Genomic DNA, 19815 nt, shown 5'->3' on the forward strand with positions numbered 1-19815 from the left:
CGGCACCTCCGCAGGCGCGTGACGTCGCGGGAGCCGCCGTCCTCTGGGCAGGCCGTGCCGCGCGCGGGGCCGGTGAGGACGGGGGGACCGAGTCAGCGGGTTGCCCGCCCTCGTCCGGGGCCGGGCCCGCCCGGCCCGGCCGCTGTCGCCGAAGGAGCGAGATTTGTTTTTTCCGACTCGCCGGTGGCTTGGGAGATTCGTCCTGTTTCGTTTTCGCCGTCGTCAGTTCAACCATGGTCATGCTCCCCATGAACGATCGCGGGCGGCGCGGGATGCAGTTCCCGCGACGGGTCCCGCTGTTCGCGGCGCTCTTCAAGCAGGCGATGCAGCCGCTGAACAGTCTGCAGAAGCAGCTGGATAAGCTTTTGATGGTGCATCATCAGGTGAATTCCCGCCTCGCTCCGGAGTTCAAGTCCCGGCAGCGTTTTTTCAAACCGCTGAGCGGCGTCGACCATATTCACCTGGTACTGCGCCCCCATATCTGCAAGCATGCCGCAGAGTCCGCTTCGCCAGGCCGCGTCCGGAATCTCCTGCTGGCCGCGAAGAATGGCAGCCACCTGCTTGACGTCTTTCGCGCGTGCTCCCGAGATCGGCTCCCATCCGTCTTCCGGATCTTCATCAATCAGCGAGGCCGGGTCCACCTCTTCCGCCACCAGCGCTTCAAGTTCCGGGTCGATTTCCCGGCCCGCTTGCCGCGCGTCCTTGACTTGCAGCCGCGCCTGCTCCAGTTCGTCCTCCGCCGCCTTCACGTGCTTCGCCGGCATGGCGAGGATGTCTGCTACGAGGGCTTCGAGGCCATCGATCGGCGGCCCGAGCCGCTCGACATCCTGCTCCAGCTGGTTTCGCAGCAGACCCGCGACATCGGCCTTTTGTCGATTGTGTTGGACGTCTGCCAACAGATCGGCGTCCGGGACCTGCGGGAGCGTATCGCCCCACGCGTCAGGCGGCATGTCCTGGGCCCGCTGGAGCGCGAGCGTCTGCTGCGCGATCTGGCGTACAATCGATCGATCGAAAGCATCATCATCGGGCCGGGCCAGATCCGCGACGATGCCGTCGTAGCGTTGCCGCTCGCTCGAAATCAGCGAGAGGACAAAACGAGAGGCGGATGCAAAGCCGCCATGACGCAGCGCATTTTGAGCCGAGCGGGCTTTGCCCGCTGGCGTGACAGGGCCCATGCTCTTGCGGCCGTTCGCCTTAGATGCTCGGCGCTGAGCTTCGCTGCGTTTTCTTTTTGATTTTTTCGGTTTTGATGTTGCACTCATCCACTATTGCCTTTCCCAAGTTGATGAACACGCGTTAGGCTCGATACATCCGGGACACATACCGGTGTATTACACTGGCAGTATATGCCGGTGTAATACACTGGCAACTTAAAATTTTTCAAAGGTTCTCTCCCCATGGGCGAAAAGAAACGCAACCCCAAGAAAATCATGAGCATACGCATCGACGCCGACGATAAAGAATCCATTGAAGGCGCCGCCCGCGCCTTGGGCATGACCACGAGTGGCTTCGTGGCCTCGGCGGCGATCGACGCTGCGGAACGCGTGGACCAGACGACGCCAATGCCTCCGCACGAGGATGGTGATGACGTGCCTGGGTTTTTCCGCGCAGCTTGCGCCGTCGCAGCACGCGGGGGCCACCAGGGATACGCGCGGGCCGGCTTCGAGCTGGCATCAAAAGTGCGATGGCTGATCCCGGACCCCGTGACCGATGAGGACTGGGACCTCGCCCTCTTCGATCTGCGCAGCCTCTTAGCCGAGAAAGATATCTGGGGGGTGATCGGGTGGTTCCGTCGCTATTTCGCGGGATGTCTTCAGCTCGTGCCCCAACGCCGCCGCACGCAGTTCGCCTACGGCGCCATTGCGGCTTTTGAGCGTGGGCAGGTTTTTTCTGCGTAGCGCATCCTCCGATGAGCCGAATCTCCGATGCATCGCGCTGATCATGGCCTGCCAGGCTGATGTAAACGTACGCAGCCGCCGCTGCGCAACTGCCCGAAGGTGGCTGCGGCTGTGGCTGCCGCTGCAATCAGATGAAATACATGGGGCGACGTGTGACGAAACTGGCGCAGCGTGCCGCCGGCGTGGGCTTCCACGACACCAGTACCTACCTGGACCATGCCCTCGGGCTGAAGGTCGCACCCAGACCGTGGCGCGGCGCGACGCACGTGCCCCCATTCCTGCACGATCGATACGACTTTCATGAGATCCAGTTGTACGACACGCCTTGCCTGCTGATGGTAGATCGACACAATCACGAGGAGGCGCCTGCCACGGTGCGGAAGCACATCGATCAGATCCATCCGCGATGGGGCGGGCCAGTCGTTCTTGTCCGGCGCGCTGTCACCGCTTACAACCGCAAGCGACTGATCGAGCAGCGGGTGCCATTCATCGAAGGGGCCGACGGCAACGTCGAACACCTCGCCGAGCACGGCGTCAGTCCCGACGAAGCCGAAGACGTGCTGGCCGACCCGATCCACACTGAGACCAGCCGCAGCAGCGGTCACTCGATCGCCTTCGGCACACGCGCCACCGCCGCAAGCTCGCCGTGGTATACACGATGCTCGACCGCGTCACCGCTTACCCCATCACCGCCTACGACGTGGAGTAGATGGCCATGCCCAACATTCAACGCTCCAGCAAGAAACTCACGCCCGAGCAAATCCGCAAGCTCAAAGTCCAGGCCAAGCAGATCGACCGCGACGACGCCGAAAACATCAAGACCCAGGGCCGGGCGGTCTTCGCCCACCACGAGCAACTGCGAGGCATCCTGCACACGCTGGTCGCCGAGCGCAAACGGCAGGGCCTGAGTCTGACCGATCTCGCCGGCCGCACTGGCATCGCCAAATCCAATCTCAGCCGGCTTGAGAACAGCGAGAACACCACTCCCGGCCTCGATACGCTCGAACGCTACGCCCGAGCCGTCGGCAAGACCCTTCGCGTGGAGTTGATGGATGCCGCCTGACCCAGGCCGCAGGCCATGCCAAACGCCCGCCAGTCCGAGACAAGGTCATCCCCATCGCTACATTCTTATCCCCCCGAGCGCTGCACTCCTAATTGAAGCCGGGTCCGTCAAGGCCAGTGTTCGGCGGATGGGTTCAGGCTCCTATCCGAGTTGCGCGGCCTTGGCCGCGGCCCATTCAACTTCAATACGACGACGCCCATTCTTTTAGCACGCATTTCTCATCGTTGATTTGAAAAAGGTCGGCCCTTGTTGCTCAATTGTTGGCGTGAACAGCAGTTGAGCACAGGCAAGGAGGCCGATCGATGGTGACACCGTGTACCCAACGCAGCTTCCCATTTCATCGCGTCGGACGGCGGCAGGTGACGGCTCGATTCGATGACGGACGCATCAGCAGCGATGGCGGCGGCATGCTGTTGAGCGAGGTAGCCCTTCGCTTCGGCATCCTCAAACAGTCGTCCACTGTTTCCGTGATCATCGCGAGCCGACGCGATGCGAACACGCGCTCGAACATCTGCTGGCCCAGCGGGTCGCTTCGGCAAGACCCCGCAGTGCTTCGGGGGGTTTCGATCTGCACTGTTGCTGCGCGGCGGGCTTTCGCCCGACATTTGCCTTTTCTGTACACCTCGCGCCGATGGCCGACTCGCAGGACGACCACCACAAGCCGATCGTCGTAGACTTCGTAGATCAGCTGATAGTCTCCGATACGCAACCGCCACAGGTTCTCTTCCCCCTGCATTTTGACCACGCCCTCGGGACGTGGGTATTCAGCCAGATGATCCAGCAAACGAACGATCCGCCGTTGCGTGGTGCGATCCAGCTTGCGGGTAGTGGGTCAGTCTGAACTTTTCGATTTTTTGTAGGGGCCGCGCTTGTTCGATTCGGTCCCGATCTTCGCCCGTTCTTCCTGCTCCAGCAATTCGACCATTTCTTCCAGCGTCCATGCGTGATCGGCCACGCCAGCGGCCATCGCGGGGGTCTGCTTCTTCAAGCTGCCGTGAACCCGGCAGAAGTTGTAGTGGAAGAAGTACATGGCCACGGCCAGCGAGTGATTCTCAAGTTTCTTGCTGAACGCGTTGGTCAGCCGGGTGAAGCGCCGCATGCTCAACCGACGACGATCCGGGTCTTCGGGCCGCAGGTATCGCGTAGACCGACGCCCGCGGGCGCGTTGCGGACATCCACGCCCTGCGGACGACATTCGGCATGCATCTCGCCGTCGCCGGCGTCCATCCGCAGATACACGCTCATCAGTCGGCTGGCTACCATTTGCTGGTCATTTGCCCGCATGGTCCGGCTTTTGCGCAAATCGGCCTGGGCAACGTAACCAACTGCTCGGCATGACATCGACTTCTTACCGGCCCGTCGCTTGGTGGCGAGGCCATTGATTTAAGGCCTCGCGTTTTAGGGCCGGAAAACCATGGGGCTCGCAGTTGCACCCTGGTCCCACTGGTATCAGCTACGGCCGAGAACACGCGTCAGAATTCAAGTCTACGAAGTTGGTGCAAGCCGATTGGTTCAAATAGATACACAGCGGCACGTAACGTGCCTGCATCATTGGTCTAAAAAAGCACAGCTCAAGTCCCCGATTCGCATCGTGCGCTTGAGCTGTGCTCCCCCGCCCCCGGAGTCCCCCGGGGCTCCCACATGCCCGGAAGGGCTCTGTATCTTGGATCCATCGAGCCGCCCCGTCGATCCGGGGAGTTAATCGGCTCGTCAGTTGCTATACGCCATGGCTGGAGACATCCTGCGCCGTGGGGCAAAATTCTTTCACACTCGAATACGCGCGTGCCAGGCATGGCGTGATGTCCGCGGCCCCGCCAAGGTTCGGCAAGGAATTTTCAGTTGCAGCGGTAGACGGATTGGGTATCATTCACACGTGCTGGATACCATTTTGCCCCCGGAAGGGCTCGGCTTGGGATTTATCCCTTGCCGGGCCTTTTTTAAGCAGTCTCTTACTGCGTTCCCGTCAGACCAGGGGACCGTGACGAACGAATGGGAGCTCGACACGCTTGACGCGGTGACTGCCACGACGTGTAGCGGATCCGGTTTGCCAAATACGTCCTGACGCCGGGCCCGAGCACGGCTGCCGAGACAGGGCCAACCGATGAGGCTCAAGAGCAGGGAACAGGCATGGGCGTCAACGGGCACGGCAACGGCGACTTCCCAACCACGCACTGGTCGTTTGTTCGGCGGGCAGGCGAGGCGGGACCCGATAATGATGCGCTCATCGAGTTTCTGAAACGCTACCTGCCCGCCATGCACGCCTACCTCGTGCGGGCGCACCGGCTTTCGATCGACGCGGCGGATGATCTGCTCCAGGAGTTCGTTCTGGAAAAGGTGATCCGGCAAGAACTGGTTGCCCATGCCGACCAACGACGCGGGCGGTTCCGGACGTTTCTCCTCACCGTTTTGAACAACTTCCTGGCCACGCAATGGCGTAAACAGACCACGCATCGCCGCTCCCCCGGCCAGCAGATTCTGTCGCTTCAGGACGCCATGGACCGCCCCCGTGACAACTCGGAAGCGGCCGACATCTTTGACCTTGAGTGGGCTCGGCAGGTCCTGGCCGAGACGACCAAACGCTTCGAATCCCAGTGCCAGCACGAGAATCGAACAGACCTGTGGCGACTGTTTGAAGCGCGTGTCCTGTTGCCACTGACCGACGACACGCCGCCGCCCCCGTACGAACAGCTGGTGGAGCAACTGAATTTACGGAGCCCTGCGCAAGCCTCGAACATCCTGATTACAGCCAAGCGTTGCTTTGCAAGGCAACTTCGCCTGGTGATTGGTGAATACACGCAGGATGGGCAGGAAATCCAGGAAGAAATTCGACATCTGCGTCAAATCCTTGCAGCCTCACGACATCGATGGGCATGGACCGCTGCGCAACCAGTGGAGCAGCCATCGTGACAAGTGATCGTCTGGACAAAATCAAGCCGGGTCGACTGGCCTGCCTATTGGACCTCGACGTCATAACGGAGGGCGGTTGGCTGGAAGCCGACCTCGCGGGCATCCTTCAACACCAACTGCACGCAAAGCTCGTGGTCGATGATCTTAAAAATACGGGGCATGTGGAACAGTCGATGGCGACCATGGAGCAAAACGCGCCGCAGAGTTTCGCCGCGTTACTTGATCACCCCACGCCACCCGTGGCGATGCTTCAGCTTTTCAAGCGTTTCGCGAAAACCAGTCTCAACGGTAACGCAGGCCCGCTGCCTGCCAAAGTCGCAGCGGTCCTCTATTACTTGAGTATTGCGTTGGCGCTGCTTCGACATAACCAGCGGATTTCCGACTTGGCGGATGCGCAACTTGATGAAGGACTGAAATGGGTGATCGCTCAGCCGTGGGTGACGAAGGAAATCAAATCTGTGGCGATGAAAGGGTCAGATTTGGTTGGCGGACGCGATGGCTGAGCAGATCTGCTTTGTACTCTCGAACCAGCCGATAGAAGACGCCAACTGAGCATTGTTGCAATTCCCCCCATGGCCAACGCCCACAACCACCCCCTGGATCTTCCGATCAGCGCCGACGATGTGGTGACGGATGCAACTTCGCCCGGCTCCCCTGCCACTGCCCCGCATTTGGATGGATTTCAGGTCCGGAAACTGATCGGCCAAGGGGGCATGGGAACGGTCTGGTCGGCCGTGCAGTTGTCGACAGGTCGCCAGGTAGCGCTCAAACTGATGCGGGGCGGGGCGTTTGGCTCGATCCAGGCACGAGCACGATTTGATCGCGAGATCGAGTTGCTTGCCCGGCTCGACCATCCGAACATCGCAAAACTTTATCAAAGCGGCACACACGACGGTTTGTATTTCTATGCCATGGAACTGGTCGACGGCGTCCCGCTGAACCAGTACATGAGTGACGGCAATCTGCCGCTGCGAGAGCAACTGCAACTGATGGAGAAGGTTTGCCGGGCGGTTGACCATGCACATCGACGCGGGGTGATCCACCGTGACCTGAAGCCGGGCAACATTCTGGTCACCAGCGCCGGCGAGCCCAAAGTGGTGGACTTCGGCCTGGCCAAGCACACGTCGAATGAAACCGCCGGTCTTGCCTCCGCAGTAACTCGAGAAGGCGCCGTAGCAGGCACGCTGGTCTACATGTCGCCGGAACAGGCTGCCGGCGAACTATCGAGCATCGACACCCGCACCGACGTGTACAGCCTGGGCGTCATGCTCTATGAACGAGTGACCGGCCAACTGCCCCACCCGCCGGGAACATCCCCTTACGAACTCCAGCATCGCATCATCAATGTCAGACCGCCTTCGCCGCGCCGATGCACGCCGCACGTCGATCGTGATTTGGAAGCGATCATCCTGAAGGCGATGCGCCGCGATCCGGGGGAACGCTACACCACTGCCGCCGAACTGGCAGACGACCTTCAACGCTACCAGGTCGGCGATCCGCTGCGGGCGCGCCCCCTGACGCTTGCCTACGTGGTACGAAAGCGAATTGCGCAGCACAAGGTACGGGTTGTGACGGCGATGTTGCTGCTGATGCTGCTGTTGAGCGCAGCGAGTTTCGCCTATGTACGTGTGGCGGTGGAACGGGATCGCGCCGAGGCTTCCGCCCTGCGGACCGAGCGAACGCTGTACCAGCACCGGCTGTTGATGGCGAAATCGGAAATCGACAACGGCCAGGTCGGTCGGGCGATCGAACTACTGGATGCCTGTCCCGAGCCGTTGCGACATTGGGAATGGCGTCACCTGCGGCGGCAGGCTGACAGCAGCGATCACACCATTGAGGTGAGTGGCACGCGCCTGGCAGCGATGGCCGTCGACTCCATCCAGGGCATCATTCGCACCGTCACGGCCGAGGGCCGGCTGGAAGCCTGGAACACGGCGACAGGTACACCCGCCTCGCCGATTGAACGTTGGATCGACGACGCCGAATTGGCCGTCTTCAATCAGGCCGGGCACACGCTGTTGATCTACCGACGGGGGCAACTGGAATTGGTCGACGCACGTGACGGTGCTCAGCTTCAAACCTTGCCGTGGGAGGGTCCACTGCCGCAACAGATCGCGGGCAGCCGCGATGGTTCGCTGTGGGCCGTCGCTGACCATCAGAACCGTCTGTCACTGATTGACATCGTGAACGGACGGGTGGCTTGGACAACCCAGCTGCCCGTTTATTGCTCCGCTCTCGCCTTCAACAGCCGCGATGATCTTGTCGTCGCCGCGGGCAATCGTGTGGCCTGGCTCATGTCGCCATCTGAGCCACCCGCTGAAATGATGTGGTTGATGGGTGATGAAGACGAGACACGGATTGACAGGATTACCTTCAATCCCGATGGCGACAAGCTTGCCACGTTCAATCGCGGGCGTGTGGTTCGTGTCTGGCAACGTGGCAAGCGTACTCCTCTGTCCGAGTTCTCAATAAACGCGACAAGCCCGGTCACCGCCATGGTGTTTGACGTTTCCAGCGATCACCTGATCGTGGCCGCCCCCAATGGCAGCTTGCGTAGCTGGGACTGGCGTACGGGCCGGTTGACCAATATTCGGCGCGGGCACGAGCGTGTCACGCGATGGCTGGTCGTCTGTCCCGAGCAGCGAACCCTGGTCGCAGGCGATGCGTGGAAAACGGTCAAGCTGTGGGATCTGCCAGGCGGTACCGGTCATCCGCAGGTGGTGCCCTTGAGCGCCATCGATTCGCTTTCCCTCCTTCAACTCGAACACGTCGGAGGTAACACCCTGGTCGCCGCCTTGGACACCGAAGGCACGGCAGTCTGGCGGTTGACCCAGGGAGGGCTCGAACTCGTCGCCTCCGGCTTCCCCCGAGCTGCGGCTGCGGCGTTCGGCGCGAGCGGAACGCAAATCGCGTTAGCCGATGCGAGCACGGTACATGTGTGGCCGCTGGACCTCCCTTCGCAAGAACGAACGCCCATCCGAACAATGGCTTTTGCCAATGTGGGTAAGCTGGCCTTTTGCCCGGAAGATCAATACATCGTCGCCGCAGCCCCTGATGAAATCAGAGCCTGGCCGATCAGGTCGACTGGACGGCCGGTTCGATTAGACGCCAGCCCCCCCGCAAAGTTCGACGAATCCGGCCGGCTGTTCACCAGGGTGGGAGACGGCAATACGAAAATCGTGGTATGGGACTTGGCGAGCCCTGCGCGTGCCAAGGAGTTCGCCATGCCCCAACCCGCGCATTTGCTGGCGGTATCGCCGGACGGGTCGAGAATCGCGGCGTCCTTCAGCGACGGAACGATTCGACTCTGGCGATCAGACACGCCTGAGCAGATCATGCATTGGTCGGCCTATGGCGGCTTGCCGATCGGCAACCTGTGTTTTACACCGGATGGACAGCGCCTGGTGACGGCAGGTCCTTCGATCAAAGTCTGGGATGTCGACACGGCCGACGAACTGCTTAAACTGGAAGCGGGTGTTCCACCCAACCTGAATTACATCACGTTCGATCACGCTGACCAAGCCATAGTGGCTGGGTCGCTGAACCACATCATCCGGTGGTCCAATCGCTGAAAAAACGGGCGATGGTCACGACGCCTCAAATCACGAGTCATCGACAACATTCGCCTTCCCGTTGCCACAGTCCAGTACGTTGTTGGCCCACCGGCAAAAGGCGCCCGTAGGATCGTCGGCAGTCACTTCTCGCCGAAACTCCCACAAGCCGGTGCATGTAGGTCCCATGACATAGATAAGGAGGTCCCACGACGTGGCAGTGGACGACGAGATCTGCCGCAGGCGGCAATAAGCGAAATCACCTTCGTTGGGTACCTCCCTGTACTCCGGCGGATCTGAATCGAGCACGTACCCCAGCCGGTGATGCAGATTGCTGCAGCTGACCCCTCCAATGTCGACCAGCGTCGCAAGCAAATAAGGCGGATAATTGCCGTTGGACATCAGTCCCCCTTCGGCTTATGCCGTTTCATGGGTTCACAAGCGTGATCCAGGACAATTACTTGGCTCTGGCGAATCGCCCCGGAACCGTTCATAATGCAGTCCTGAAAGTATAATCTATTGTCGCACTGATCAATAGTAAGGTACGCAAAGCATGCTGACGAGCAAATCCTTGGTTTCCTGTCTGGTGGCCACGTTGATGGCAGCCACCCCGCTGTTTGGCGGCCAGTTGGTCAGTGTCGACGGGCCGGAGGGGTTTGGTGATCCGCCCGCCAATACCGGTTTCAACCTGTATACACCAACGATTACGGCAACAGGCGATACCCCCGTCGATGCTGTTTTTACGGTCACGCAAACGTGCAGCACGACGGGTTACTTGTTGATCGTCGACCTGAAGACGCCGCTGGCCGACCTGGATCTCATCGGCCTGACAATCGAGATCGGCTTCGGTTCCGGCGAAACATTTACGCGAGCTGATTGGCCAGCGCTGACGATCGGCGGACAAACGCCGATGCTGAGCGGTAATCCTGCTTCCAACTACCAAGACAACTACGCAATCTGGAACACGGCGATTGGCGACGTCTTCAACGAGTATTCACCCATTTCGCTCGTTCATGCGCTCACCGTCCCTGATCCCGATGCTGCATTCATCCCTCACGCATACCAGATTTATGAAAACGAGAATTTAGTCGGTTACGAATTCACATTACGCTACACGCCTATCTTCGTTCCGGAACCGACATCGTCGTCGGTGCTATTGCTTGGGCTCGCCGGCCTGGCATCCGGTCGGCCCAGCCGCATGACGACGGTGAGGGGCAACTGACGTCAGCGATTTTCGAACCAGCCAAAGCTGTCCCCGCCGATTGTTTCCAAGTGAATCTCCATCACATCAACGGCACGCACAGCCCCATCCGCAAACGAAATGTTGGCTGAACGCTGCCCATTGTGATGTGCTCCGACACCCCAGTTTTCCAAGCCGGAACGGTTCGACGGCGCGAAATGTTGTGCCTGATTGTCCGTGGCGGTCCGATAAACCTCGGTATCCATAAACCATGGGTACCGGCTCGGACGATGGATGTGTTCCCAATTCTTGCCCTGGTTGAGGTGGGCAGGCTGTGCCGCAAGCACTTGGCCCCCTGCGGCCCCGCCGTTACCGACGCCCGATTCCCACCGTGAGTTCACGACATAACCCCAAGGCCGTGTCGCATAGTACAAGCCGGGGTATCGTCGCTGGACTGTCGGACACGAATTGAAAGATTCGTTGCTGGTGCCGTAGATCTCCGGTCCTTCTGTGAGGGCTTTGGTCAAACGCCCCACCCAATTCGGATAACCGTCTGCTCCGTGGTAGTTCAGGTGACGTGTCCATGGGATCACCCCACGATCATCCATCATGGCCGACAGCCATCCAAACTGCATCGACCGCAAATGACCTTGGCACTGCATCGCCATCCCGCTCTCCCGAGCCTTCGCCAGAACAGGCAACAGCATACCCACCAGGATCGCCACGATAGATACAGCGACCAGTAGTTCAATCAACGAAAATGCAGTTTGACGACACGTTGCATGGTGCATGTTTGAGCGACATTTTAACACGTAATCGGTTCACCGAACCCCTTTTCCTCACGGGTTTGCAGGGGACTGGCCTGCCGGGGAAAACTTGATCCAGCCTGAATGAGAAACAAGGCAGACATCTGGGTGTTCCGTCAAGAGTGAAGGCGGGGTTTGCCCGTGAGGGGTGGGATGTGCACACCGAGACGCATACCCATCTTGGCTGCACGAAAACGGAACTCGTGCTGCACGCGACCCTGGATGCGTACGAAGGCGGTAAGCGGGTGTTCAGTCGGACGTGGAACGAGACGATTCCGCGCGCGTTGATCTGACGCCGGAGGTCATCCCCGGTCCCCGAACCGGCACGCTGGCGCTGCTCGGCCTCGCGGGCATGACCGTGCTGGCCCGACGCGGTCGGCGAAGTGCCAGCACTGGCTCTTGATCGCATACGCCGGGCCCCGACCCAGTGCGGCTTCCTGCCCGATTCGCGCAGTTGATGCTTGCCCTCCGCACAACAAGCCCCGGCTCAAAGGCGGGGCTTGTTGTGCGGTTGCGACGCCGCCGCAACCTTGCATTTGCAACAAATTGCCCATATCATTGCTTGGCATTAGGATTTCCCATGCGTGTTCCCGTTCCCACGAACCAAGCCGCCTCGGCACACGTGTTGACCAAGGCCTTCATGCGTGCAATCCGGGCCCTAAGGCTCTCGAACGCCATGGCGGCCCGAATCATCGGGGTAAGCCCGTCCAAGATCTCGCGTCTCGGAAGCACGGCGGAGATCCGTCCTGACACCAAGGAAGGTGAGCTCGCCCTGCTGTTCTTGCGGATGTTCCGCAGCTTGGAGACCCTGTTTGGCGGCAACCGGGAACAGGCCCAGTCATGGTTTCGCGCCCAGAATGGGCACGTGGGGGGTGTGCCCGCCGAACTGGTCCGGACGCCCGAAGGGTTGGTGAATGTCATCCGATATCTGGACGCAATGCGGGGGCAGGCATAACGTTCGCCCGCTTCGGACCACGGCCTGCCGCGTGGTCGAGTCGCAGCACCATTACGCGACGCGGGCGCTGGTTGATTCGGACGCCGAGCAGGCGCTTCTCGAACGCATGATCGAACAGGTCAAGCCGCGCAAGCCTGCCGAGCCCGCGTTCGAGCAGCTCCACTACCTGCTTCACACGCCCTTCCGCTACCCCCCTCTGGATTATGGCAGCCGTTTCAACACGGCATTCGAACGCAGCCTCTGGTACGGGGCCGAGCAATTGCGGACCTGCCTGGCCGAGAAGGCCTACTACATGCTGCTGTTCCGCGAGGGCACGGAGGCGAAGTTCGACCTGGTCGCCCGGGAGATGACCTCGTTTTCCGTCGACGTTCAGACAGAAGCCGGGATCGACCTGACCCTCCCTGTGCGCAACCCATCAAACGGGATTTCTCTCGAAAAGTTCGCACATTCTTTTAACAGCAAAAGCGGCCTGATTTCGTCAGTTCGCGCGCAGCGTAAGTACGGATTATTTCAACCTTTGACTCTGTTAAACACTTTTTTGAGGCGGCCATAGTCGCGTGTTAAAAGCGCGACCTGGTTCGAGCCCTGTAGAGGGGTCGAGCGCAACGAAATGCAGGTCCTGCGTCGGTGGGTTGCGCTTAGCGGCCTGTGACGAACATGACGAACTTGAGAACTTTTTTGGCCGCTCAAAGTCACGGAGGACTGGCTTTGGCCACGGGTGGTGCCGATGCCTCTCCTGTCGCCGTCATGCCCGCTCCCGGCGGTGTTCGAAAACTATGTCACCCGCCATAGGGACGCAAGAGAGGCGATTATACCCGATGCCCAAACTGTTCCATCCGCTCTTGAAGATGATCGCTCACGCCACGCATCGCGACCTGGCGGCGCAGGTGCAGTACCTCAAGGTTGAGAACGAGATCCTGCGGAGCAAGCGGCCCAAGCGGATCACGGTCACGCCGGCGGAGCGGTCGCGGCTGGTCAAGTTCGGAAAGAAGGTGGGCAGCGCCATCCGGGAGTTGATCACCATCGTCACGCCGCGAACGTTTGCCCGGTGGGTCAGTGGTGGCAACAGCAAGCCGGCGGCGACGAGGCGCAAGCCCGGCCGGCCGCAGACGCCGGAGGAGATCCGCCAGATCATCCTGCGCATCGCCGAGGAAAGTGGCTTCGGCTACACCCGCATCCTTGGCGAACTCAAGAAGCTGGGCATCCACAGCGTGGGGCGCACCACCGTACGCAAGATTCTGATCGAGGCAGGACACGATCCCGGCCCCACCCGTGGCGAAGGCACATGGGATGAGTTTCTCAAAATTCACGCCAAGACCTTGTGGGCCACCGACTTCCTGAGCAAGAAGGTCTGGACGATCGGCGGGCTGGTCGACTACTACATGGTGTTCTTCATCAACATCGAGACGCGGCGCGTGATCATGAGCACCGCCATCGCGCACCCGGCCAACGACTGGGTGACGCAGCAGGCGCGCAACTTCGTCATGGAGGCCGAGGACCAGGGGCTGGACGTGGGGCACCTGATCCATGATTGCGACACCAAGTACACTGAGCGGTTCGACCGGGTGTTCGAGTCAGATGGTGTGGAAGTGCGCCGCGTCGGGCCGGCTCAACCGAACATGAACGCGTTCGCGGAACGGTTCGTGCAGTCCATCCAGCAGGAAGCGCTGGATCACTTCGTCGTGTTAGGGGAAAAACACCTGAACCACATTGTGAGCGAGTACGTTACTCATTATCACGAAGAACGGCCACACCAAGCCTTGGGCAACGCACCGCCGGTGGAGCTGAAGCTGGCACAGTATGGAGAGGTGGTGTGTCGGGAGCGGCTGGGCGGGCTGCTGCGCCACTACCACCGTCAAGCCGCCTGAACCGAAGTCGGATTGAACGGAAGGTCCATCGCCGCTTCGTCGGCGACGGCTAGCGCTGCGCTATGCGCGCGCATCCGCAACGATCAGCGTCCGCGATGCAGCCCCCATCTATGCGAATCCAACGCCAGCTATGACATTTTGTTTCAGCGAATGGATCCGTAGCTGGCTGCCAGCCCGCCACTTGCCTGTGTCAAAGTTTCTGAACATGGAGGTTGAGCCTCCGGCGTGCGGGTCAGCCGTTCGCCGACCCCGCGATCCCGGCACTGCCCGCGCCCGCGAAAGCAGATGCAGCCCCCACAATCAGCTTCCGTCGCCTTCCGTCGCCGCCATAAATCGCGTTTTGCAGCAGCCTGCTAAGCCATGCTGAGTTGCACAGAGCACGGCTTGAATGGCAGTGCCCCCCAAAGTGTGCCGCTGCCGCCAGTTTGTCGCGGCCCGTTCGGGGGCCTACCATAGTTTCTATGCAGTGGAAGATGCACCTGGAACAGGACCCTCGGCTGAACCTGTGGTACCGTCGCGTCAGCGGTCGGCCGGGCTGGGTCTGGACGGCGGCGCTGGGCGCAGCGGTGCTCGTCGTGCTCCTGCCACTGGTGCTGCTGACGCTGGCGGCGGTGATCGTCGCGACGGCGGTGTTTGCCACGCTCTCGCTGGTCGTGGCGGGCATGCGGTTCGTCAATCGGCTGCTGGGCGGCGGCGGTCGGCCGGGCGATGACGCCCACCAAGGGCCCGCCGCCGACCTCAACGCCAGCCGACGCAACGTTCGGGTCATCGAACGGCCGTAGCAGCGAATCGCGAAGGTAGCCGCGAATCGCAAATATCGTCAGGGGGCCCTGGCGACGCATCCGACCGGACCAGCCCTGTTCCCCGCTTGACCACCACGCGCGGTTGTTGATAGGCTGGCCAGACCGCGCGCCAGACTGACCCCCGACACCCCTTTGCTGCGCAGTTAAATACCGTGAGCGCCAAATACGAACGCATTAAACAGGCCGACCTGTCACTGCCGGCCCCGCTGCGGTGGCTGACCCGAGCCTTCAGCTCGATCACCCTCTCGGTGATCCTCCTGTCGCTGGTCTGCCTCTACGGCATCGCCGCGACCATCCCCGTCCTCTACCTCGCATTGACGGGGGCCTACACCGTGATCGGCCTGATCACCGTGGGCCTCGCCGCCGTCGCCGGCTTCGTCCTGCTGCGACGCGTCACCGCCCTGCCGTGGTACGTCCGCGTCGCGGGATGTTTGGCCATGCTCGCCTTCGGCGGCGTCGTCGGCGTCCGCCTGGGCTATCTCGCTTACGAGCAGCTCAACAGCGTCCCCTGGCTGCTGGAACACCGCGCGACCGTCATCTACCGCCTGCCCTGGCTGGAGATGACCGAGCTGGAGTTTTATGCGTGGTGGCCCATGCAGATCATCCTCATCCTCTTCGTGCTCAACATGGTCTGGGCCACCATCCGCCGCATCGAGTTCAAGTTCGCCAACCTCGGCGTGCTCACCGTCCACAGCGGCATCGTCGTCATGGCGATCGGCTCGATCCTCTACGGCCACTTCAAGGTCGAAGGCGACACCATCCTCTGGCGACGCGACCTCGGCGGCACGTTCGAAAACGTCTTCTACGACGCACACGAGCCCGCCCTCTACATCGACGTCGACGACCGCCAGCTCATGGTCCCCATCCCCGAGCTGCCGCGATACAACGACTACCCCGTCGGCTCGCTCGACATCCACCTGCACCGCTTCCCGCAGGTCCGCGAGATGCTCGGCGAAAACGTCCGCCTCACCATCCCCGGCTTCAAGCCCTACGCCGACCTCGAACCCGTCTGGCGGCCCCTCCGCACGCCCGACGACCACGCCGCGGCCCTCGCCACCAGCCCGGCGCTGCGGATCGCGCTAGGCGATGACGACGGCCCTGCCGACGAGATGCACCTCACCCTCGCGAGCAACATGCCTGCCGAGCGGTTGATGGAACGACAAGGCTACACCGTCGAGTACCTGCTCCGCCCCAGCCGGGAACGCATCGAAGACCTGAGCACCTCCATCGCGGGCGAGCATGGCCTGATCATCGAGATCCCCGAGCACGGCTACCGCGAAGCCCACGCCATCGAACCCGGACAGACCATCAACCTCGACGAGCTCGGCTACCGCTTCACCATCCGCGACGTCGGCGAATACGGCATGCCCTTCGTCACCGCCGGCTACGAAGACGCCACCGACACGCAGGCCACCATCGAAGTCACCACACCCGACGGCGAACAGTTCACACGCATGTCGCTGTACCGCTACCCCGAGCGCACGCAGGATTTCGTCCCTTCCGACGATCCCGCTGCCGGGCCCATGGGCGAACGACGCGACCCCGACCCGTCGATTCGGCTGGTCTATCTCGACAGCTCACGTTGGCAGTATCACCTCGTGGCCGACCGCGCCGACGCGGACGTGGTGGGGCTCGCCCTCCGCATGCCCGGCGGCGAAAGCACGTTCACCGCTTTGCCCGAGCAGCGCATTCGCGTGCCCGGCCGAAGCGAAGGGCTCGGCTGGCTGTACATCGAGCAGATCATCCCCCTGGCCGGCCGGATGACCGAGCCGCGTCCCACCCCGCGCGACCGTCGCGACGCCAGCGAGGAAGGCACGTACATCAACTCGCTGCTGCCGGTGCGCGTTGAGGTCGACCAGCCTGACGAGCAAGGCGGCACGTGGAGCCGACTCGTCTGGATGCGCCACATGCGCTACCCCAAGTATCCCGACCAGGTGCACCGCCCGGTCTTCGTCGATTTGCCGGAGGTGGGCCAGGTCCGCCTCGCCTTCAGCCGACGACGTTTCGAGCTGCCGTTCGCAATTGCGCTCGATCATTTCGAGATGCAGCCTTACCCCGGTTCGCAGATTCCGCAGGACTTCACTGCCGAGCTGCTGATCAGCGATGTCGACGAGCATGGCCTGATGCACAATCAGCCCGACCGCCACATCGTCCACATGAATCACCCGCTGAACTACCGCGCCACGTCCAGCGCGCCGCTGGCGCTGCAGCGCATCAAGATCAGCCAGACCGGCTGGGACCCGCCCGACTCGCAAAATCCCGCCGCCGCCGAGGAACGCGACGAGCAAGGCCGCTTCCTCAATCAGCAACGCTTCACCATCCTCGGCATCGGCAACAACGTCGGCATCCGCATCATCGCACTCGGCGCGACCATGGTCGGCGTCGGCATCCCCTGGGCCTTCTACATCAAGCCCTGGCTCACCCGCCGCGAGATGCGCCGCCTCCAACGCGAGTTCGCCGAGCAGGCTCAACAACGCCCGCAACACCCCGACGTCGACACGGACGACAACGCCATCACCCCCACCGAACCGCATCCGCGTACGCCCGAGCACTCGGCGGTATGACAACGCTTCGCTTCGCTCACCCCACCCCCCGCACCACCATGACACCAACCTCCCCCCCCAAGCCCCAAGCCGCAAGCCCCACTCTGGTCGACCGCTCGCGACTGCCCGGCTACCTCCCCGCGATCATCGTCCTCCTGCTCGCGCTCACCACGCCCGCGCTGGCCTACAACGATGACGACCCTCACGCGGGCCACGATCACCCCGACACCGAAGCGTCCCACCCGCACCCCCACGCCACGCACGGCGAACCTTCCACACCAGCCCCCGCCCCCGGAAGCACGCCCGCCCCCGGTGCAACGCAACCGCTCGCGCCCGGCGCCGGTGAAATCTCGCCTTACACCGGCACGGAATCCACCGCCGAGGATGCCCCCGCTGGCCCCACCGCGCACCAGCTTCACGATCTGCACCACCACAGCAACGCGCCGCTGGATCGCGACGCCCACGCCGCGTTCGCCGATCGCGTCGACACCCGCGACTTCGCTCGCCTCGCGGTCTTCGACGGCGGCCGACCCAAAATCCTCGACACCCTCGCCCGCGAAGAGCTCAACCGAATCTACGGCCGACCGCAGTGGCGCGACGCCATCACCGGCAAGCGCTACGACCCCGTCTTCACCTACTTCGACATGCTCTTCAGCAAACGCTACTACTTCGACAAACCCATTATCCGCGTCGAAGTGCTCCCGCTTCGCCAACAGCTCATCCAGCGCGTCGACCTCGAACGCATGTTCGCCCACGTCGAAGCCGATGACCCCGCACTCCACCAACGCCTCACCGATCCCGACCGCTGGCTGCGCTGGGGCCAGATCGCTCCGCTCATGGTCGTCGAGCCGGCGGTGCAGAACCTGCTCAGCGGGCAAGGCTCAAACCTTCGCCTGTTCGAAGCGCAGCGCGCCGTCGTCAACTCCGCCATCACGTTCGACCAGGTCGGCGCACGCCTGAACATGGTCTCGCCCGCCGAAGGACAGGAGCATTGGCATCACCTGCTCGCGTTGGAAGACATTACCGCCGCAGAGGGCCTGACCGTGAGCAACCCCGAAGCAGCGGCGGCGGTGCGCGAGCAGTTTGTCGCGCTGGCCCACGCTTGGCAGCAGGGTGACGCCGACGGCGTCAACGCAGCGCTCGAAGTGCTCGTCGAGCAGTTGCCGCAGATCAACGCGGCCACCTACCCCGCAAGCTTCCAGTTGCAGGTCGAGTCGGTCTACAACGCGACCAGCCGATTCACCATCGGCTTCTGGGTCTACCTGCTGGCGACCGTCGCGCTGCTGGTCGCCTTCGCGACCCGTCGGCGGTGGATCGCCAACACCGGCCTCGTGCTGCTGGTCGTCGGCTTCCTCGTGCACTCCGGCGGCATCGCAGCACGCACCATCCTCACCGAGCGCTGGCCGATCCATAATCAGTACGAGTCGTTCATCGCCGTCGCATGGTTCGCCGTGCTGCTGGGGCTCGTCCTCATGCTCGTCCGTCGACAGTGGCTGTTCGGCGCTGCCGCGGCGGCGCTCGGCTCGGCCACGCTGCTGACGGCGCACATGATCCAGATCCCCTCGCACGAGGCCGGCCCCGTCGCCGCCATCCTCGCCACCAGCCGTATCCTCTACATCCACGTCAACATCGTCCTCGCCAGCTACGCGATGATCGGCCTGGGCTTTGTCATCAGCCTCTTCTACATCGGCGTGCACTACTTCGGCAAAGGCGGCGGGCAAGGTTCGAACGGCTCCACCGGCCAGCCCGTCAACCTGCAAGCCAACCCCGTCAAGCCCGACGTCGCCCTGCAATCCGGTGCGCCCAACCTGCTGCAATTCGCCGCCGCCGGCGTCGGCGCGTTCGATCGCAGCGACGCCACACCCGCCCGCGGCCGACTCGCCCTGCTCAACGATCTCGACAAGGCGCAGCTCATCGTTCTGCAACTCGCCTTCTGGACGCTGGGCGTCGGCATCCTGCTCGGCGCATACTGGGCTGACCACGCCTGGGGCCGATGGTGGGCATGGGACCCGAAAGAGACCTGGGCGCTGATCACTTGGATCGTCTACCTCGTGGCCATCCACGTCCGCCTCGGCGTGAAAAACCGCGGCCTCGTCACCGCCTGGCTGAGCGTGCTCGGCTTCTTCGCGATGGTCTGGTGCTACTTCGGCGTCAACCTGCTTCTCGCGGGCCTGCACAGCTACGCGTAACCGCGCCCGCTATCATGCCACACCCGACCACCGTCGACCCTGCCACGGAGTG

General features: G+C 62.2%; 18 protein-coding genes and 1 pseudogene. 12 read left to right on the top strand and 7 right to left on the bottom strand.

What is annotated here, in order from left to right; translation table 11 throughout:
• Nucleotides 1–227: 227 nt before the first annotated feature.
• A complete protein-coding gene (locus ACERK3_16285) occupies nt 228–1175 on the bottom strand; it encodes a hypothetical protein (GenBank protein MFA9479843.1) in 948 nt (315 codons plus the stop codon).
• Nucleotides 1176–1397: 222 nt separating this feature from the next.
• On the opposite strand from ACERK3_16285, the gene ACERK3_16290 reads away from it, so the two are divergent.
• Entirely contained in the window at nt 1398–1898 is a 501-nt protein-coding gene (locus tag ACERK3_16290) for a DUF1778 domain-containing protein (GenBank protein MFA9479844.1), read from the top strand.
• Nucleotides 1899–1939: 41 nt separating this feature from the next.
• Here the strand turns inward: ACERK3_16290 and ACERK3_16295 are convergent, their stop codons facing one another.
• Nucleotides 1940–2503 carry a hypothetical protein gene (locus tag ACERK3_16295; GenBank protein MFA9479845.1) on the bottom strand — a complete coding sequence of 188 codons (564 nt, stop codon included), beginning with the start codon at nt 2501–2503 and terminating at the stop codon, nt 1940–1942.
• Between the two features lie 110 nt (nt 2504–2613).
• Here ACERK3_16295 and ACERK3_16300 point away from each other — a divergent pair, with 110 nt between their 5' ends.
• Nucleotides 2614–2961: a helix-turn-helix domain-containing protein gene (locus ACERK3_16300; GenBank protein ID MFA9479846.1), complete on the top strand. Its 348-nt coding sequence runs from the start codon at nt 2614–2616 to the stop codon at nt 2959–2961.
• Between the two features lie 337 nt (nt 2962–3298).
• Here the strand turns inward: ACERK3_16300 and ACERK3_16305 are convergent, their stop codons facing one another.
• From ACERK3_16305 to ACERK3_16315, 3 genes and pseudogenes are all read right to left on the bottom strand, one after another.
• Complete coding sequence (locus ACERK3_16305) at nt 3299–3778, bottom strand: type II toxin-antitoxin system RelE/ParE family toxin (protein MFA9479847.1); 480 nt, start codon at nt 3776–3778, stop codon at nt 3299–3301.
• Nucleotides 3779–3793: 15 nt separating this feature from the next.
• A pseudogene (locus ACERK3_16310) lies at nt 3794–4069 on the bottom strand (IS1 family transposase).
• On the bottom strand, nt 4063–4245 hold the full coding sequence (locus ACERK3_16315) for a hypothetical protein (GenBank protein MFA9479848.1): 183 nt from the start codon (nt 4243–4245) through the stop codon (nt 4063–4065). Before ACERK3_16315 ends, ACERK3_16310 begins: the two are co-directional and overlap by 7 nt.
• Before the next feature lie 843 nt (nt 4246–5088).
• Between ACERK3_16315 and ACERK3_16320 the strand changes: the two genes are divergently transcribed.
• The 3 genes from ACERK3_16320 (at nt 5089) to ACERK3_16330 (ending at nt 9440) form a co-directional block, all read left to right on the top strand.
• On the top strand, nt 5089–5868 hold the full coding sequence (locus tag ACERK3_16320; GenBank protein MFA9479849.1) for an RNA polymerase sigma factor: 780 nt from the start codon (nt 5089–5091) through the stop codon (nt 5866–5868).
• Nucleotides 5826–6371, top strand: a complete 546-nt coding sequence (locus ACERK3_16325; GenBank protein MFA9479850.1) for a hypothetical protein — start codon at nt 5826–5828, stop codon at nt 6369–6371. The genes ACERK3_16320 and ACERK3_16325 overlap by 43 nt, the downstream gene beginning before the upstream one ends.
• 69 nt (nt 6372–6440) lie before the next feature.
• Entirely contained in the window at nt 6441–9440 is a 3000-nt protein-coding gene (locus ACERK3_16330; GenBank protein MFA9479851.1) for a WD40 repeat domain-containing serine/threonine protein kinase, read from the top strand.
• 30 nt (nt 9441–9470) lie between these two features.
• On the opposite strand, the gene ACERK3_16335 is transcribed toward ACERK3_16330, so the two are convergent.
• A complete protein-coding gene (locus ACERK3_16335) occupies nt 9471–9821 on the bottom strand; it encodes a hypothetical protein (protein ID MFA9479852.1) in 351 nt (116 codons plus the stop codon).
• Nucleotides 9822–9972: 151 nt separating this feature from the next.
• On the opposite strand from ACERK3_16335, the gene ACERK3_16340 reads away from it, so the two are divergent.
• On the top strand, nt 9973–10641 hold the full coding sequence (locus ACERK3_16340) for a hypothetical protein (GenBank protein ID MFA9479853.1): 669 nt from the start codon (nt 9973–9975) through the stop codon (nt 10639–10641).
• 2 nt (nt 10642–10643) lie between these two features.
• Here the strand turns inward: ACERK3_16340 and ACERK3_16345 are convergent, their stop codons facing one another.
• Complete coding sequence (locus ACERK3_16345; GenBank protein MFA9479854.1) at nt 10644–11390, bottom strand: type II secretion system protein; 747 nt, start codon at nt 11388–11390, stop codon at nt 10644–10646.
• 595 nt (nt 11391–11985) lie between these two features.
• Between ACERK3_16345 and ACERK3_16350 the strand changes: the two genes are divergently transcribed.
• The 6 genes from ACERK3_16350 (at nt 11986) to ccsA (ending at nt 19763) form a co-directional block, all read left to right on the top strand.
• Entirely contained in the window at nt 11986–12360 is a 375-nt protein-coding gene (locus tag ACERK3_16350; GenBank protein ID MFA9479855.1) for an antitoxin Xre/MbcA/ParS toxin-binding domain-containing protein, read from the top strand.
• Nucleotides 12361–12391: 31 nt separating this feature from the next.
• Complete coding sequence (locus ACERK3_16355) at nt 12392–12913, top strand: RES family NAD+ phosphorylase (protein ID MFA9479856.1); 522 nt, start codon at nt 12392–12394, stop codon at nt 12911–12913.
• Nucleotides 12914–13178: 265 nt separating this feature from the next.
• Nucleotides 13179–14228 (top strand): integrase core domain-containing protein, encoded by a 1050-nt coding sequence (locus ACERK3_16360; GenBank protein MFA9479857.1) that lies wholly within the window; start codon nt 13179–13181, stop codon nt 14226–14228.
• A gap of 473 nt (nt 14229–14701) precedes the next feature.
• Nucleotides 14702–15010 (top strand): hypothetical protein, encoded by a 309-nt coding sequence (locus ACERK3_16365; protein ID MFA9479858.1) that lies wholly within the window; start codon nt 14702–14704, stop codon nt 15008–15010.
• Between the two features lie 173 nt (nt 15011–15183).
• On the top strand, nt 15184–17595 hold the full coding sequence (locus ACERK3_16370; GenBank protein MFA9479859.1) for a hypothetical protein: 2412 nt from the start codon (nt 15184–15186) through the stop codon (nt 17593–17595).
• Nucleotides 17592–19763, top strand: a complete 2172-nt coding sequence (gene ccsA / locus ACERK3_16375; protein ID MFA9479860.1) for a cytochrome c biogenesis protein CcsA — start codon at nt 17592–17594, stop codon at nt 19761–19763. The genes ACERK3_16370 and ccsA overlap by 4 nt, the downstream gene beginning before the upstream one ends.
• The last annotated feature ends 52 nt before the right edge of the window (nt 19764–19815 follow it).

The organism is Phycisphaerales bacterium AB-hyl4, assembly GCA_041821185.1.
GTDB lineage: Bacteria > Planctomycetota > Phycisphaerae > Phycisphaerales > Phycisphaeraceae > Natronomicrosphaera > Natronomicrosphaera hydrolytica.

What these genes read in the sequence shown, in the direction of transcription:
- ACERK3_16285 (MFA9479843.1), bottom strand. Translation starts at nt 1,175, where the DNA reads ATGGGCCCTGTCACGCCAGCGGGCAAAGCCCGCTCGGCTCAAAATGCG.
- ACERK3_16290 (MFA9479844.1), top strand. Translation starts at nt 1,398, where the DNA reads ATGGGCGAAAAGAAACGCAACCCCAAGAAAATCATGAGCATACGCATC.
- ACERK3_16300 (MFA9479846.1), top strand. Translation starts at nt 2,614, where the DNA reads ATGCCCAACATTCAACGCTCCAGCAAGAAACTCACGCCCGAGCAAATC.
- ACERK3_16315 (MFA9479848.1), bottom strand. Translation starts at nt 4,245, where the DNA reads ATGCGGGCAAATGACCAGCAAATGGTAGCCAGCCGACTGATGAGCGTG.
- ACERK3_16320 (MFA9479849.1), top strand. Translation starts at nt 5,089, where the DNA reads ATGGGCGTCAACGGGCACGGCAACGGCGACTTCCCAACCACGCACTGG.
- ACERK3_16325 (MFA9479850.1), top strand. Translation starts at nt 5,826, where the DNA reads ATGGGCATGGACCGCTGCGCAACCAGTGGAGCAGCCATCGTGACAAGT.
- ACERK3_16330 (MFA9479851.1), top strand. Translation starts at nt 6,441, where the DNA reads ATGGCCAACGCCCACAACCACCCCCTGGATCTTCCGATCAGCGCCGAC.
- ACERK3_16335 (MFA9479852.1), bottom strand. Translation starts at nt 9,821, where the DNA reads ATGTCCAACGGCAATTATCCGCCTTATTTGCTTGCGACGCTGGTCGAC.
- ACERK3_16340 (MFA9479853.1), top strand. Translation starts at nt 9,973, where the DNA reads ATGCTGACGAGCAAATCCTTGGTTTCCTGTCTGGTGGCCACGTTGATG.
- ACERK3_16345 (MFA9479854.1), bottom strand. Translation starts at nt 11,390, where the DNA reads ATGCACCATGCAACGTGTCGTCAAACTGCATTTTCGTTGATTGAACTA.
- ACERK3_16350 (MFA9479855.1), top strand. Translation starts at nt 11,986, where the DNA reads ATGCGTGTTCCCGTTCCCACGAACCAAGCCGCCTCGGCACACGTGTTG.
- ACERK3_16360 (MFA9479857.1), top strand. Translation starts at nt 13,179, where the DNA reads ATGCCCAAACTGTTCCATCCGCTCTTGAAGATGATCGCTCACGCCACG.
- ACERK3_16365 (MFA9479858.1), top strand. Translation starts at nt 14,702, where the DNA reads ATGCACCTGGAACAGGACCCTCGGCTGAACCTGTGGTACCGTCGCGTC.
- ccsA (MFA9479860.1), top strand. Translation starts at nt 17,592, where the DNA reads ATGACAACGCTTCGCTTCGCTCACCCCACCCCCCGCACCACCATGACA.